This is a genomic window from Streptomyces sp. NPDC017676, assembly GCF_044329325.1.
Taxonomy (GTDB): domain Bacteria; phylum Actinomycetota; class Actinomycetes; order Streptomycetales; family Streptomycetaceae; genus Streptomyces.
Window position 1 is genome coordinate 336,308 of the sequence record NZ_JBIRJA010000003.1, and the last position, 14,061, is coordinate 350,368.

Here is a 14,061-nt window from a genome sequence, read left to right on the forward strand (position 1 = left end):
GGCGTTGACCGCCGAGGTGGTCGGGCCGCCCGCGAAGGAGAAGCGGTAGCAGCCGACGACCGTGGCGGTGGTCGTCGGCTCCAGGTGTGCGGGCGTGTTTCAGCGGTGACCGGCCCCGGCGGAACCGGCCGGGGTCAGTCGAACCACCGGTCCCGCGCCAGCTCCTGAGTCCGCGACGGGTCCTCCAGCAGCGCGGCCACCTCGAACCGCCGGGGCCACTGCCCCGCCGCCCAGGCCAGCCCCGCCGCGACCCCCTCCAGGGTGGCCGCGTGCAGCACGCCGTCGTCGGTGAGCCGCCAGTCGATCTCCACGCCGTCCACGACGAGTTCGTCGTGCTCGACATAGGTGGCCGGCGTACGCGGCCCGAGCAGGACGCGCACCGCGTCCGGCACGTCGTGCTCGGTGCCCTCGGAGTGCACCTCGCCGGTGACGGACTCGCTCAGCCGCCGCACCTGGAACAGCTCGGCCAGCTCGGCGGCCCGCGCCGGCCGGACCGGCAGCAGCGGCACACCCGAGGTGAACGGCAGCAGGTCAGGTGAGTCGACCACGACGGCCGACCCGGCGTCCACGACCTCCACGCGCCCGTCGACCACGGCCCGCAGCTCGTCCGGCAGGGTCACCTGCTCGGGGTCCAGCTCCGCCAGCGCGCTGTACAGCCCGTGCAGTTGGGCGGCGGTGACGGGCCGCTCCGGGTCGGCGAGGCGGTCCAGCAGCTCGGCGGCGCCACCGGGCTCGTCCAGCAGCGCGCCGACGGAGGTGCGCACGCCGAGCGCCCGCAGCACCTGCTCGTCCTCGAACCCGGTGGCGTCGGCCTCGTCGTACAGCCCGCGCAGCAGCGGGTCCCCGCCGGCCGCGAGCAGCCCGGCCGGGCGCCGGCCGTCGAGCACCGGGTGCCCGCGCAGCCACCACGCGGTGTACGGCCGTACGGCCTCGTGGGTGCCGTCGGGCAGCAGGATGCGCACGGGCTCGATGAGGGCGTCCCGCAGCGGCGGCCGGGCCAGCAGGGTGAGCGCCTCGGGCCAGTGGTCGTCGTCCACCAGGTCCAGGTCGCGGACGGCGACGAGTTCGGTGGCGACCGGCGGCACCGGGCTGTCCGGGAACCGGTCGAGGATGTCCTCGCACCACACGTCCACGGCGTCCAGCAGACCGGCGTCGTCGGGCTCGGCGTAGTCGCCCTCCCGGGGCTCCAGCTCGTCCGGGTCGAGGACGACGTCCGTGGCCCGCACGAGCGCGAAGTCGGCGAGCACCCCGCACGCGGCGAGCGGCTGCTCCCCCCACTTCTCCGCCAGGTCGGCGTCCACGGCGGCCAGTTCACCCTCCCGGATGACCCGGGCGAAGGGGCTGCCGGGGAACACCAGCTCACCGGCGGGCGCGAGTTCCCCGTCCTCGTCGGGCAGCGCGAGGGCGCCCAGCCAGGGCTCGTCCCCCGGTTCGAGCCCCGCGTCCCGCACCAGTGCGAGGACCGTGTCGGCCAGCTCCTCGGCGTCCGGCGCGTCCTCCTCCCAGCCGAGGGCGCCGTCCTCCTCCAGCGAGCCCGCGACGGCTGCCCGCACCTGCGGGGTCGTCAGCACCGCGCGCGGGGTCGCGGGCAGCGCGCCGAGCTTCTCCAGCAGCGGGTGCGCGGCGTCCCCGTGGGCCACCTTCAGCCCGAGCCGGCCCAGCACGTCCGCATCGATCCGGGCGGCGTCCGGCGTGGGCAGCAGCACCTGCCGGGGCCCGATCGTCGTCCTGCCGTCGGCCAGCGGTACCGGCAGGCCCGACAGCCGCTCGGGGTCGACCCCGGCGAGGCTGTCGTACAGCCGCCACCACCACTCCGGCTCCTTCTCCAGCCCGGCGAGCCGGTCGACGGCGTCGGCGAGCGGCAGCCGGGCCACCCCGAGGGTGCGCAGCTCGGCGCGCCGCTCCAGCCCCGCCGGGAGCAGGGTGGGCAGCACCTCGGCGAGCACCCGCACGGTGTCGGCGCCGGCGCCCTCCACGATCTCGGCGTCGCGGGGCCGCAGCGCCTGAGGCAGCTCGTCGTCGCCCTTCGCCTCGACGGCCGGGGGCAGGAACGCGGTGCGCGGCAGCCGGTCCAGCACGGCCTGCCGCAGCGCCCCGTCCAGCGCGCCCTTGCCGAGCGGTCCCGGCACGAGGTCGATGATCCCGGCCAGCACCGGCCGCCAGGCGGCGAGCAGTTCGGCGTAGGCGTCGGCGGCGCGCTCCACCAGGAAGTCGGTGAGCGGGCCGGGCGCCGCGTGCCGGCGGGTGGTGTCGAGGGGGAAGGAGGCGATGAGCAGGGCTGGCACGCCGAGGGGCTCGTCGCTCGGCGTCGGCGCGTGCACGACCGGACTGGTACGGGGCCGCACCGGGGCGCCGTAGGCGTCGACGGGCACGGCCCACGTCACCGACCAGTGCGGGCGCAGCCGCTCCTCGACCGGCCGGTCGGCGAGGAGGTCGGGCGTGAGCGCCCCGTTCGCCGTGGCCGTACGCCAGTTGGTGATGCCGTCGCGGGAGTCCTCCACGATGGTGAAGGGACCGTCGGTACGCCGGCTGAGCGTCCGGGGCGTCTCGCCGTCGACCTCGACGACGACCTCCGCCAGCCCGGGCAGGGCGAGGAGCAGGGCGTCGTCGATGCCGTCGAGCAGCCGCTCGGCGAGATCGGCGGCGGCGGCGTCCCGCAGCGGCAGGATGACGGCGGTGTCGTACGGCTCCGGAGCGGTGCCCTCGGCGGCGAAGGGCAGCCGCAGCAGGGGCACGTGCCCGTCCCGCCGCCGCACCTCGTCCCCCAGCCCGGGACTGTGCCGTGCGGTGTCGGCGGCGAGCTCCCTGGCCTCGGCGAGGGACCACCGCACGCCCCCGTGCCGCCCCACGATCGCCGGTTCGTCGGTGACGGCGAGCACGGCGGCGAAGCCGACCCCGAACCGGCCGACGGCACCGGACGTCGCCTCGGCGTCCCGCTTCGCGGAGGCCCGCAGCGTGGACAGCGACTCGACACCGGCCGCGTCCAGCGGGGCCCCGGTGTTGGCGGCCACGAGCACGCCGTCGCGGAGGGTGAGCCGCAGCCGCCCCGGCACGTGCGCCCGCGCGGCGGCGTCGGCGGCGTTCTGGGCCAGCTCGACGACGAGCCGGTCCCGGTACCCCCCGAGGACCAGATCCTCCTCGGCGTTGGCGTCCTCCCGGAACCGGGCGGGGCTGGTCGCCCAGGCGTCGAGGACACCGCGACGCAGACGGGCGGTGCCGAAGGGGTCGGCGCCCTCGGCCGCAGGCCGGACGAACTTGCTCACGTTGACTCTCCTCTACGACGTGAGGACGAAGGTACAGCGCGGAGCGGGGAGGCCATCAACACGGACGGTGAGGGTAGGCGGTAGGGACCCATCCGTTGGCACGGTAGTGCCGTACGTACGAAAGTGGTGTCCGTCCCATGGCCGAGACCCGGGATGTCGTCGAGCTGATCCTCCAGGACCACCGGCGCATGGAGGAGCTGTTCCGCCTCATGCGCAGTGTGGAGGCCGACCGCGCGGCCGCGCTGGAGGAGTTCGCTGATCTGTTGATCGCGCACGCGCTGGCCGAGGAGGCCAAGGTCTATCCCGCCCTGAAGCGGTACAAGAACATCGACGACGAAGAGGTCGAGCACGGCGAGCACGAGCACGACGAGGGCAACCAGGCCCTGCTGGCCCTCCTGGAGGTCGACGAGGTCGGCTCCGAGGAGTGGGACGAGAAGCTGGAGGAGCTGGTGGAGGCCGTCACCCACCACGCCGACGAGGAGGAGCGCACCATCCTCAACGGGGCGCGCGAGAACGTGGCGATGGAGCGGCGGGAGGAGCTGGGCGCGGCGTTCCTGGAGGAGCGCGAGCACCAGCTGAAGGCCGGGTGCGGCTCGGTCGACAACGTGCGCCGGATCGTGGGGTCCTGACGGACGCACCGGTGCCTCAGGGGCCCGGGCCGGGGTCCGGTTCCACGGCCCGGCCCAGGCCGGCGCGGGCCGCTTCGAGCTGCGCGGCGAACGCGATGCCCAGGAACAGGGCGATCCCGGTCAGGTTGGCCCACAGCAGCAGGGCCACGAAGGCGGTGAGCGGCCCGTACACGGCGCCGAAGGAGCCGCTGCGGGAGACGTAGAGGGTCAGCAGCCAGGTCGCGGTGACCCACAGCACCAGGTGGACGGCGGAACCGAACGCCAGCCAGGTGTACCCGGGCTGGTCCCGGCGCGGCGACCAGCGGAAGATGACGGCGGAGGCGATCCAGGCGAGGACCGTTCCCACGGGCACCTCCAGGGCGCCCCACCACGAGGGCGGCCGGGAGGTGCCCAGCGCCTCGGTCGTCGCCGCGCTCACGGCCCCGCCGGCGACCAGCACCAGGAACCCCAGGACCATGGGCACGCCGGCGGCGAAGGCGAGCAGCACGGCCCTGCCGTACTTCCGCGGGAAGGGCCGGTCCCGTTCGATGCCGTAGATCCGGTTGGCGCCCCGCTCCACCTGGCCCATGGCGGAGGCGAGGTTGAGGACGGAGAAGGCAAGTCCCAGGCACAGCGCGACGGTGCTCCACGCGTCGGAGCCGGCGGTACGGCGGGTGCCGCGCAGCGCCTCGCGGACCACGTCGGCGCTGGCGCCCGGCACGATCCTGCCCAGGGTCAGCTCGATGATCCGCCCCACGCTCTCCGTGTGCGCGGCCGTGGCGAGGCCGACGAGCGCGATGGTGAAGGGCACCATGCCCAGCACGATCTGGAAGCCGAGGGCGCGGGCGTTGGTGAACCCGTCGGCGTAGCGGAACCGGGAGAAGGCGTCGAACAGCAGTCTCGCGCCGCCGTAGCGCCGCAGCGCGGTGAAGGCCTCGTCGCCGGAGAGCTCGTCCCCGATCATGTCCCGGGTCTGCGGGACGTGCACCACCGTTCCCATGGTCCGGGTCCCTCCTCACCTGTGGCCGCGGCCGGCCGTCACCGCGGGGTCCGGGTGGTTCCCGGGGCCGCCGCCCGGCCCGGCCAGCGGGGTCGGCGACAGGGCCGTGGGTTCCTCACCCGGTTCGAGCAGGGTGTCCGCCGCACCGACGATCAGCGGGTCGGGGGTGCCGACCGCCGCGTGGTCCTTGGCCGGGTAGTCGAAGCGGTCCAGGAGGCTGCGCATCGCCTCCAGCCGGCCCCGCCGCTTGTCGTTGTTCTTCACGACCGTCCAGGGCGCGTGCGCGGTGTCGGTCGCCCGGAACATGTCGACCTTGGCCGTGGTGTAGTCGTCCCAGCGGTCGAGGGAGGCGAGGTCGGTCGGGGACAGCTTCCAGCGGCGCACCGGGTCGACCTGCCGGATCGCGAACCGGGTCCGCTGCTCGGCCCGGGACACCGAGAACCAGAACTTCACCAGCAGGATGCCGTCGTCGGTGAGCAGCCGCTCGAACAGCGGGGCCTGCCGCAGGAACTGCCGGTGTTCGGCTTCCGTGCAGAATCCCATGACCCGCTCGACGCCGGCCCGGTTGTACCAGGAACGGTCGAAGAAGACCATCTCCCCGCGGGCCGGCAGGTGCGTGACGTACCGCTGGAAGTACCACTGCCCCGCCTCCCGTTCGGTCGGCTTGTCCAGCGCCACCACGCGGGCGCCCCGGGGGTTCAGCCGCTCGGTGAACCGCTTGATGGTGCCGCCCTTGCCGGCCGCGTCCCGCCCCTCGCACACCACGACGATCCGCTGCCCCGTGTCCTTCACCCAGCGCTGGAGCTTGAGCAGTTCGATCTGGAGGATCCGCTTGGTCCGCTCGTACTCGCGCCGGCCGATCCGGTGGTCGTAGGGGTGGTTCTCCCGCCAGGTCTCGACCGGCCGGCCGCCGGCGTCCAGCAGCACCGGCCGCTCCGGCTGCCGGTCGTCCACCGCGAACCCCCGCAGCAGGTCGTCCTCGCGCACCGCGCCGTGGGTCTCCCCCGGCTCCGTCGCCTGCTCGTGCTCGGCCACGACACCTCCGCCTCACCTCTCGCCGGGGCCGCCCCGCCCGGTTCTCCTCACACGTGCCCGCGCAGACGGGTCCCAGACGCCCGCACCGCCGCTGTACCGTCGCTGGGGTCGTTCGATTCCGTACGGATGAGACAGGAAGGCGATCACGTGGCCGAACTGCGTCTGGGACCGCTGCTGCGGTACACCGACGGCTCCCGCGCGACCGTGTGGGTCGAGGCGAGCGAGCCCTGCACCGCGCGGGTGCGCTGTTCCGACGGCGCGGGCGGCACGGCCGCCACCTTCCAGGTGGCCGGGCACCACTACGCGCTGGTCACGGTGACCGGACTGGAACCGGGCACCTCCCCCTCCTACGAGGTGTTCCTGGACGAGGCCCCGGTGTGGCCGCTGCCCGACTCCCGCTTCCCGCCCTCCGTCATCCGCACGCCCGGCGCCGGCGACGCCGTCCGCGTCACCTTCGGGTCGTGCCGCTGGGCCGCGCCCCCGGCGGACGGCAAGGACCGGGTGGGCCCCGACGCCCTCGACACCCTGGCCGTCCGCCTGGCTACCGACCCCGACACCGAGCGCCCCGACGTCCTGCTGCTCCTGGGCGACCAGATATACGCGGACGAGACCTCCGAGGAGACCCGGCGCTGGCTGGCCGGCCGCCGGGACCTGGACGAGCCGCCCGGCGGCCAGGTCGCCGACTACGAGGAGTACTGCCACCTCTACTACGAGTCCTGGCTCGACCCCGAGGTCCGCTGGCTGCTGTCCACCGTGCCCAGCTTCATGATCTTCGACGACCACGACATCGTGGACGACTGGAACACCTCCGCCTCCTGGCTCGCCGACATGCGCGCCACCGACTGGTGGCAGGAACGTCTCATCAGCGGCCTGATGTCGTACTGGGTCCACCAGCACCTCGGCAACCTCTCCCCCGCGGAACTGACCGACGACCCCACCTGGGCCACCGTCCGCGCCACCCCGGACGGTACGAAGGCACTGCGCGCCCTGGCCGAACAGGCCGACGCCGACTCCGCCTCGGTCCGCTTCAGCTACCGGCGCGACTTCGGCCGGGTCCGGGTGGTGATGGTCGACTCCCGGGCCGCGCGCGTCCTCGACGAGGACCACCGCGCCATGCTCGACCCGGCCGAGGCCGACTGGCTGCGCGAACAGGTCCTGGCCGACGAGGGTGCCTACGACCACCTCCTGATCGGCACCTCCCTGCCCTGGCTGCTGCCGCACCTGGTGCACGACGCCGAGGGCTGGGACGCGGCCCTGTGCGCCGGAGAACGCGGCGCCCGGTGGGCCCGCTTCGGCGAGTGGCTGCGGCGCGGGGCCGACCTGGAGCACTGGGCGGCCTTCCCCCGCTCCTTCGCCGACCTCGCCGGCCTCATAGCCGAGGCCGCGGCGGCACCGGGCGCCCCGGCGAGCGTGTGCGTGCTCTCCGGGGACGTGCACCACGGTTACGTCGCCGAAGCGACCTGGCGCTCCGGCGACCTCGGCGTCCCCGTCGTCCAGCTCACCTGCTCACCCGTGCACAACTCCGTACCGGCGGCCATGCGGATCGGCTTCCGCGTCGGCTGGAGCGCGCCGGCCCGCGCGCTGGGCCGCCTCCTCGCCCGGCACGGCCGCACCCCCAGGCCGCCGGTACGGTGGCGCAAGCGGGGCGGGCCGTGGTTCGGCAACCAGCTCATGACGCTGACGCTGCACGGCCGCTCGGCCCACCTGCGCCTGGAACGCACCGGCAAGGAGGCGAGCCTCGACACGGTCCACGAGGCGAGCCTCACCGGCTAGTGCACCGCGTTCAGCCCCGGGCGGCGTAGGAGACGAACTCCGTCCAGGTGGAGGGGGCGACGGTGAGGAGCGGGCCGTTGTCCTGCTTGGAGTCGCGGATGTGGATGGTGGCGGGGGTGGGGGTGGCGGCCCAGTCCAGGCCGACTTCGACGCAGGAGTCGCCTTCGTTGCCATCGCTGTAGCTGCTCTTGAACCAACGGATCATGTCTCTCCCAGCAGTTGCTCGATGAAGGCCAACGACTCCCTCGGGGGGAGAGCCTGAGCCCGGATCGTGCCATACCGCAGTTCCAGGACGCGGACCTGCCTCAGATCAGAGACCAGGCGACCGCTGAAGGCGCCGTCTGAGCGGCCCGTTGCCGTGCCGTCCGCGAACTTCAGTACCTCGATCCTGCCATCCAGTCCGGGATGAACTTCGCTGTGCATCGGCATGACCTGGAGTGAGACGTTGCGCAAGTGCCCCACTTCCAGGAGCCGTTCAAGCTGGCGTCGCCACACCATTCTCCCGCCGAGGGGGCGTCGCACCAAAGCCTCTTCCAGCACGAAACTGAGGGCAGGCGCCGGGTCCCGCTCGAAGATGGACTGTCGGGCCATGCGTGCGGCCACCAGGCGCTCCACCTCGCCCTGCGAGTAAGGAGGCTGCCGTGACTCGAAGGCGACGCGTGCATGCTCGGGCGTCTGCAGCAAGCCGTTGATGCTGTTGCAGACGTACACCCCGATTTCCACCGCCTTCGCCTCCACCTCCGCCAAAGCCCGAACCTTCTTCGGATACCGGACCTTCTCCACGTCCTCCTTCATCGCCGCGAGCAACCCACCCGCGTCCAGGACCTTGTCCGCCTTGTCGAGGTACTCCGGCCGCGGAATCCGCTTGCCCGACTCCACCTTGTAGACCATGTCCTCGCTGTAGCCCACGGCCCTGGCGAAGTCGGCGGCGCGCAGGGCCACCGCTTCCCGGCGCAGCCTCAGTTGGCGGCCCACGGTGGCGATGACGGCGACGCCCCACTCGTCGTCCGGCTCGACCTCCCAGCCCGGCTCCTCTTCCTCGCTCACCGCGGCACCCCCTTCTCGACATGCCCGGACACCACCGGACACGCGCCGGACAGTGACCCTACGCAACCGCTTCGTCACTGTTCAGGGGTAGCATCTGCCGCCACTCTGAGTGATGTGAACCAGGAAATCTCCACCCACATCTCCACCCCCATCCCCAACTTCACGGTGCGGCTGTCCTCCACGCCACGCGGGGCCCGTCTCGCCCGACTGCTCGCCAGGGAGCAACTGCGCTCCTGGGGGCTGCCGTTGGACCCCGCGGAGCTGATCGTGGCCGAGCTGGCCGCCAACGCGGCCGACCACGGCCGGGTGGCCGGCCGGGACTTCCGGCTGACGATGTACGCCGTCGGGGACACGCTCCGTGTCGAGGTGACCGACACGCGCGGTGACCGGCTGCCCGAGCTCATGCACCCCGCACCGGACGCCGACGGCGGGCGGGGGCTGCTGCTGGTGGAGGCGCTGGCGGAGCGCTGGGGTACGGCGCCCGGGCCCGCGCCGCGCAAGACGGTGTGGGCCGAGGTACGGGTGAAGGGTCAGGAGTGGCCGAGCTCCGCCGTCTCGTCGTCGCCGGTCTCCGGGACCGAACCGGAGTCGCGGGCCGGGCGGAGCGGGAAGGGGTCGACCCGGGTCTCGTCGACGACCGGCGGGGACGGCTGCGGGGGCTTCGGCATGACCGCCGCCTCCGAGTGGCCGCCGCAGCCGTAGGCGAGGGAGACCACGCGGCCGTCCGCCGGGGAGAACTCGTTGGCGCAGACGCCGAAGGCCTGGCCGAGGGAGCCGCCGATGGGGGCGAGGAAGCCGCAGCTCACACAGGAGGCGGGGGCCGCCTGGGCCATCGCGGTCTTCGGGCCGAAGGCCTCCTCCCAGCGGTCGGCGGCGGTGTGCAGGCCGTAGCGGGACAGGACGCGCGCACGGCGCAGGCCCAGTTCCTCGGCCACGGACGCGATGGTGCCGCGCGAGGGGGTCGTCGGCTGAACGGCGGGGGTGCCGGGGGTGACGTCGGCATCCTCGGCCTCCGCCAGTTCCCGCATCTCCTCGGAGACCACCGAGTTCGGCGGCGGCTCCTCCTCGCCCGTGTAGCCGGGCTCCAGGCGCAGGTCGTCCTGGTCGGTGGGGAGCAGGTCGCCGGGGCCGAGGTCGCCGGGGCGCAGGCGTTCGCTCCACGGGACCCACTCGGGGGCGAGGAGGGCGTCGGGGCCGGGGAGGAGGACGACCTCGTCGAGCGTGACGACCTTGGCGCGGGAGGCGCGGGCCACCGTCACCGCCCAGCGCCAGCCGCGGTAGCCCAGCTCCTTGCACGCGAAGAAGTGCGTGACAACGCGGTCGCCCTCCGACACCAGGCCGGCGTGCTCGCCGACCACGCCGGGCGCGGCGGCCTCCTCGGCGGCGGCGCGGGCGAGGTCGACGGCCTCGGCGCACAGGCGGTCGGGGGTGCGGCTTCGCGTTGTCGCTGCGCTCACAGGTATCGCTTCTCTCCTACGCCGTCTCGTCGAGTGCGGCTGCCTCCGGCGGTTTCGCCGACGGAGCGGACCTGGGGACCGCATCGACGTCTGCATCCGCGCGCCTGGGCGCACCTCTGCCATCCATTCTGCGTTATGGCTGAGATAGGCACGCTACACCGGACGGGATTCGTGCATATTCCCACCCGCCCCTCTGCCTGCGCCGACCGGGGCCGTGTGCCGCCACACCCGAACGATCCGCACTATCCGGCCGTATCTCGGGGCACTATGAACGTCGTGGCAGCCGCGGACAGGACGAATGGTCGGGGCGGCGGTTCGGGCCGGGTGGGCACGGCCGTCCGCTCGGTCGGCCGTGCCCTGCACCTTCCCGTGACCGGTGCGGCCCGGGGCATCCGCAGGGTCACGCACGCGCACGGAGCGGGCGAGTCGGGTCTGGGCAAGCTGATCGAGTTGCACGCGGTGAACGGCGCGGGGGACGTGATGGTCACCGTGGCGCTCGCGTCCACGGTGTTCTTCTCGGTGCCCACCGACGAGGCGCGCGGCCGGGTCGCCCTCTACCTCGCCATCACCATGGCGCCCTTCACGGTCCTCGCGCCCGTGATCGGCCCCCTCCTGGACCGGCTGCCGCACGGGCGGCGGGCCGCGATGGCCGGGGCGATGCTGGCGCGGGCGCTGCTCTCGCTGATCATCTCGGGGGCGGTGGCGAGCGGCAGCCTGGAGCTGTACCCGGCCGCGCTGGGCGTGCTGGTGGCGTCCAAGGCGTACGGAGTGGTCCGCAGTGCCGTCGTACCGCGGCTGCTGCCGCCGCGGTTCTCGCTCGTGAAGGCCAACTCCCGGGTGACCCTCGCCGGGCTGCTGGCCACCGGTGCCGCCGCGCCGGTCGCGGCGGGGCTGCACGCCCTCGGCGATCCGTGGCCGCTCTACGGCGCCTTCGTGATCTTCGTCGCCGGTACGTTCCTGTCCTTCTCCCTGCCGCCCAAGGTGGACTCGGCCAAGGGCGAGGACGTGGCGCTGCTCGCGGCCGACGAGCAGCATCTGCGCGGGCCGCACCGGGGGCAGGTGAAGCGGCCGGGGCTGCGGACGGTCGGGCCGGCCGTCACGCACGCGCTCGGCGCCAACGCCGCCCTGCGCTGTCTGTCCGGCTTCCTGATCTTCTTCCTCGCCTTCCTGCTGCGCGAGCACCCGCTGACCGGGGAGAGCGCGGCGGTGTCGTTGGGGATAGTGGGCGTCGCGGCCGGCGCGGGCAACGCCCTCGGCACGGCCGTGGGGGCCTGGCTCCGCTCCCGGGCGCCGGAGATCATCATCGTGACCGTGGCCGCGGTGGTGCTCGGTACGGCGGTCGTCGCGGCCCTCTTCTTCGGGGCGTTCCTGGTGGCCTGTCTGGCCGCGGTCGCCGGGTTCGCGCAGGCGCTGGCCAAGCTGGCGCTGGACGCGCTGATCCAGCGGGACGTGCCCGAGCTGGTACGCACCTCGGCGTTCGCGCGCTCGGAGACGCTGCTCCAGATGGCGTGGGTGTTCGGCGGCGCGGTCGGCATCGTGATGCCGCTCAACGGCACGGTCGGGCTGCTGGTGGGCGCCGCGTTCGTGGCCACCGGCTGGCTGAGCACGCTCAAGGGGCTGCTCGCCTCGGCCCGGCACGGCGGCCGGGCCCATACCCGGGTGGCGTGAGGCCGTGGGGGGCGCGGGCACGCGTGGCGTAACGAACCGGGCACGCCGTACCCCACGTGGGCGGACGGCTCGGGGCGCCCGATAGCCTTCGGCCATGACCACGCTGCCCCGCGGCGAAGCCGCTGATGTACACCGCGTTGCGCGACGCCGCCGCGTCGTCGCCGCCGCCGGCGCCGTTTCCGCCGGACTGCTCGTCCTGTCGGCCTGCGACAAGCCGACGCCCGTCGCGACGATCACCGTCGGCGGGCACTCGGTCAACTCCGAGGCCGTCTGCTACAACGACGGCAAGGCGCTGGACGAGACGTCGCTGAAGGAGTGCGTCAAGAACGCCGACGACATCAAGTCGATCAAGGTCGGCCAGGACGAGACCGTCCGGATCGGCGTCGACCCGAAGATCGCCGACGCGGGCTGGATCGTGCTGGTCAACGGCCGCCAGTTCAGCGACTCCAGCAAGGAGACGTACCGCACGATCCCGAGCAGCGCGTTCTTCAACGTCCAGTACGGCACCCAGGGCAACACCAACACCCTGTCGATCCGGATGGGCGAGAACACGAACAAGGGCATGTGGTCCTTCAAGCTGAAGAAGGCCTGATCACGACGTCTCTTCCGGTCCCGGTCCTCGTCGCCACCGCGGTCCCCGCCGAGCGGGACGCGGTGGCCCGGGCGTTGCCCGCGACGGCCGAGGAGGTACGGCTGCCGGGCGCGTCGCTGGTCCGTACGGCCGCGGGCTGGGACCTGCTCGCCGCCGGCGTCGGCCCGGCGCTCGCCGCCGCCACGACCGCCGGCGCCCTCACCGCCGCCGCGCTGGCCGGCCGTCCCTACGGCCTGGTCGTCTCGGCCGGGATCGGCGGCGGTTTCCCGCCCGGGGCGCCCCTCGGCTCGCTCGTCGTCGCGGACGCGATCACCGTCGCCGACCTGGGCGCCGAGACCGCCGACGGCTTCCTCCCGGTCACCGAACTCGGGTTCGGGACCGTCACCCACCGTCCGCCGGAATCACTCGTACGAGTCGTGTCCGAGGCCACCGGTGCACGGACCGGCACGATCCTGACCGTCTCCACGGTGACCGGCACGGCCACCCGCGCCGCCGCCCTGCGCGCCCGGCACCCCGGCGCGCTCGCCGAGGGCATGGAGGGGTTCGGGGTGGCGGAGGCCGCCGCCGCGCACGGTGTGCCCGTGCTGGAGATCCGCGCGGTCTCCAACCCGGTGGGACCCCGCGACCGCGCCGCCTGGCGCATCGGGGACGCCCTCGCCGCCCTCACCGAGGGCTTCGGGAAGCTCGCGCCCGCATTGGAGAGTTGGAACGCACATGACCGCTGAAGCGCTGGAGATCGCGTACTCCCCCTGCCCGAACGACACCTTCGTCTTCGACGCCCTCGCCCACGGCCGTGTCCCCGGCGCCCCGGCGCTGGACGTGACCTTCGCCGACATCGACATCACCAACGGCATGGCCGAGCGCGGTGAGTACGACGTGCTGAAGGTGTCGTACGCCGTCCTGCCGTACGTCCTCGGCGAGTACGCGCTGCTGCCGTGCGGCGGTGCGCTGGGGCGGGGCTGCGGACCGCTGGTGCTCACCCGGGAGGCGGGGGCTGGGGGCACCTCCCACGCTTTCGGCAGTGGGGGACTGACGGGCCGTACGGTCGCGGTGCCCAGCGAGAAGTCGACCGCGTACCTGCTGTTCCGCCTGTGGACGGCGGACACCCTCCCCGGCGGGGTCGGCGAGATCGTGGTCATGCCGTTCCACGAGATCATGCCGGCCGTACGGGACGGCAAGGTGGACGCGGGCCTGGTCATCCACGAGGCCCGGTTCACCTACCAGAACTACGGGCTGCACAAGCTCGCCGACATGGGCGAGCACTGGGAGCGCACCACCGGGCTGCCGATCCCGCTGGGCGCGATCATCGCCAAGCGGTCACTGGGCGCCGAGCGGCTCGGCCGGCTCGCCGACTCCGTCCGGGCCTCCGTACGGGCCGCCTGGGACGACCCCGAGGTCTCCCGGCCGTACGTCATGGAGCACGCGCAGGAGATGGACCCGGCCGTCGCCGACCAGCACATCGGGCTGTACGTCAACGAGTTCACCGCCGACCTCGGCGAGGACGGCTACGCGGCGATCCGGGGACTGCTCACGCGCGCGGCGGCCGAGGGACTGGTTCCGCCCCTCGGCCCCGATGCGCTCGCTTTCCCGTGATGCGGGCCGGGCCTCCGGATACGGC

General features: G+C 73.6%; 12 protein-coding genes and 1 pseudogene. 7 read left to right on the forward strand and 6 right to left on the reverse strand.

Annotated elements, in window-relative coordinates; translation table 11 throughout:
* Positions 1-134: 134 nt before the first annotated feature.
* The gene (locus ACH4LD_RS09125; protein WP_398055546.1) at positions 135-3,263 is read right to left on the reverse strand and encodes a sacsin N-terminal ATP-binding-like domain-containing protein; all 3,129 of its coding nucleotides are present in this window, start codon (positions 3,261-3,263) and stop codon (positions 135-137) included.
* A 137-nt stretch (positions 3,264-3,400) separates the two neighbouring features.
* Between ACH4LD_RS09125 and ACH4LD_RS09130 the strand changes: the two genes are divergently transcribed.
* Positions 3,401-3,892 carry a hemerythrin domain-containing protein gene (locus ACH4LD_RS09130; RefSeq protein WP_103809778.1) on the forward strand — a complete coding sequence of 164 codons (492 nt, stop codon included), beginning with the start codon at positions 3,401-3,403 and terminating at the stop codon, positions 3,890-3,892.
* Between the two features lie 16 nt (positions 3,893-3,908).
* Here the strand turns inward: ACH4LD_RS09130 and ACH4LD_RS09135 are convergent, their stop codons facing one another.
* Together ACH4LD_RS09135 and ppk2 are read right to left on the reverse strand one after the other, a co-directional pair.
* On the reverse strand, positions 3,909-4,871 hold the full coding sequence (locus ACH4LD_RS09135) for a YihY/virulence factor BrkB family protein (protein WP_398055547.1): 963 nt from the start codon (positions 4,869-4,871) through the stop codon (positions 3,909-3,911).
* Between the two features lie 15 nt (positions 4,872-4,886).
* The gene (gene ppk2, locus ACH4LD_RS09140) at positions 4,887-5,906 is read right to left on the reverse strand and encodes a polyphosphate kinase 2 (RefSeq protein ID WP_398055548.1); all 1,020 of its coding nucleotides are present in this window, start codon (positions 5,904-5,906) and stop codon (positions 4,887-4,889) included.
* Positions 5,907-6,053: 147 nt separating this feature from the next.
* Between ppk2 and ACH4LD_RS09145 the strand changes: the two genes are divergently transcribed.
* Positions 6,054-7,679: an alkaline phosphatase D family protein gene (locus ACH4LD_RS09145; protein ID WP_398055549.1), complete on the forward strand. Its 1,626-nt coding sequence runs from the start codon at positions 6,054-6,056 to the stop codon at positions 7,677-7,679.
* Between the two features lie 10 nt (positions 7,680-7,689).
* Here the strand turns inward: ACH4LD_RS09145 and ACH4LD_RS09150 are convergent, their stop codons facing one another.
* Positions 7,690-7,884, reverse strand: a complete 195-nt coding sequence (locus tag ACH4LD_RS09150) for a DUF397 domain-containing protein (RefSeq protein ID WP_398055550.1) — start codon at positions 7,882-7,884, stop codon at positions 7,690-7,692.
* Positions 7,881-8,726, reverse strand: a complete 846-nt coding sequence (locus tag ACH4LD_RS09155; protein WP_398055551.1) for a helix-turn-helix domain-containing protein — start codon at positions 8,724-8,726, stop codon at positions 7,881-7,883. Before ACH4LD_RS09155 ends, ACH4LD_RS09150 begins: the two co-directional genes overlap by 4 nt.
* Before the next feature lie 165 nt (positions 8,727-8,891).
* On the opposite strand from ACH4LD_RS09155, the pseudogene ACH4LD_RS09160 reads away from it, so the two are divergent.
* Positions 8,892-9,134, forward strand: a pseudogene (locus ACH4LD_RS09160) (ATP-binding protein); the annotation flags it as partial.
* Positions 9,135-9,256: 122 nt separating this feature from the next.
* Here ACH4LD_RS09160 and ACH4LD_RS09165 read toward each other — a convergent pair.
* Complete coding sequence (locus ACH4LD_RS09165) at positions 9,257-10,183, reverse strand: DUF3027 domain-containing protein (protein WP_398055552.1); 927 nt, start codon at positions 10,181-10,183, stop codon at positions 9,257-9,259.
* Positions 10,184-10,450: 267 nt separating this feature from the next.
* On the opposite strand from ACH4LD_RS09165, the gene ACH4LD_RS09170 reads away from it, so the two are divergent.
* From ACH4LD_RS09170 to ACH4LD_RS09185, 4 genes are all read left to right on the forward strand, one after another.
* Complete coding sequence (locus ACH4LD_RS09170; protein ID WP_398055553.1) at positions 10,451-11,851, forward strand: MFS transporter; 1,401 nt, start codon at positions 10,451-10,453, stop codon at positions 11,849-11,851.
* 94 nt (positions 11,852-11,945) lie between these two features.
* A complete protein-coding gene (locus ACH4LD_RS09175; protein WP_014673393.1) occupies positions 11,946-12,443 on the forward strand; it encodes a DUF2771 family protein in 498 nt (165 codons plus the stop codon).
* On the forward strand, positions 12,416-13,168 hold the full coding sequence (locus ACH4LD_RS09180; protein ID WP_398055554.1) for a futalosine hydrolase: 753 nt from the start codon (positions 12,416-12,418) through the stop codon (positions 13,166-13,168). The genes ACH4LD_RS09175 and ACH4LD_RS09180 overlap by 28 nt, the downstream gene beginning before the upstream one ends.
* Complete coding sequence (locus ACH4LD_RS09185; protein WP_398055555.1) at positions 13,158-14,036, forward strand: 1,4-dihydroxy-6-naphthoate synthase; 879 nt, start codon at positions 13,158-13,160, stop codon at positions 14,034-14,036. Before ACH4LD_RS09180 ends, ACH4LD_RS09185 begins: the two co-directional genes overlap by 11 nt.
* Positions 14,037-14,061: the final 25 nt, after the last annotated feature.

What these genes read in the sequence shown, in the direction of transcription:
- ACH4LD_RS09130 (WP_103809778.1), top strand. Translation starts at nt 3,401, where the DNA reads ATGGCCGAGACCCGGGATGTCGTCGAGCTGATCCTCCAGGACCACCGG.
- ACH4LD_RS09135 (WP_398055547.1), bottom strand. Translation starts at nt 4,871, where the DNA reads ATGGGAACGGTGGTGCACGTCCCGCAGACCCGGGACATGATCGGGGAC.
- ACH4LD_RS09150 (WP_398055550.1), bottom strand. Translation starts at nt 7,884, where the DNA reads ATGATCCGTTGGTTCAAGAGCAGCTACAGCGATGGCAACGAAGGCGAC.
- ACH4LD_RS09170 (WP_398055553.1), top strand. Translation starts at nt 10,451, where the DNA reads ATGAACGTCGTGGCAGCCGCGGACAGGACGAATGGTCGGGGCGGCGGT.
- ACH4LD_RS09175 (WP_014673393.1), top strand. Translation starts at nt 11,946, where the DNA reads ATGACCACGCTGCCCCGCGGCGAAGCCGCTGATGTACACCGCGTTGCG.
- ACH4LD_RS09185 (WP_398055555.1), top strand. Translation starts at nt 13,158, where the DNA reads ATGACCGCTGAAGCGCTGGAGATCGCGTACTCCCCCTGCCCGAACGAC.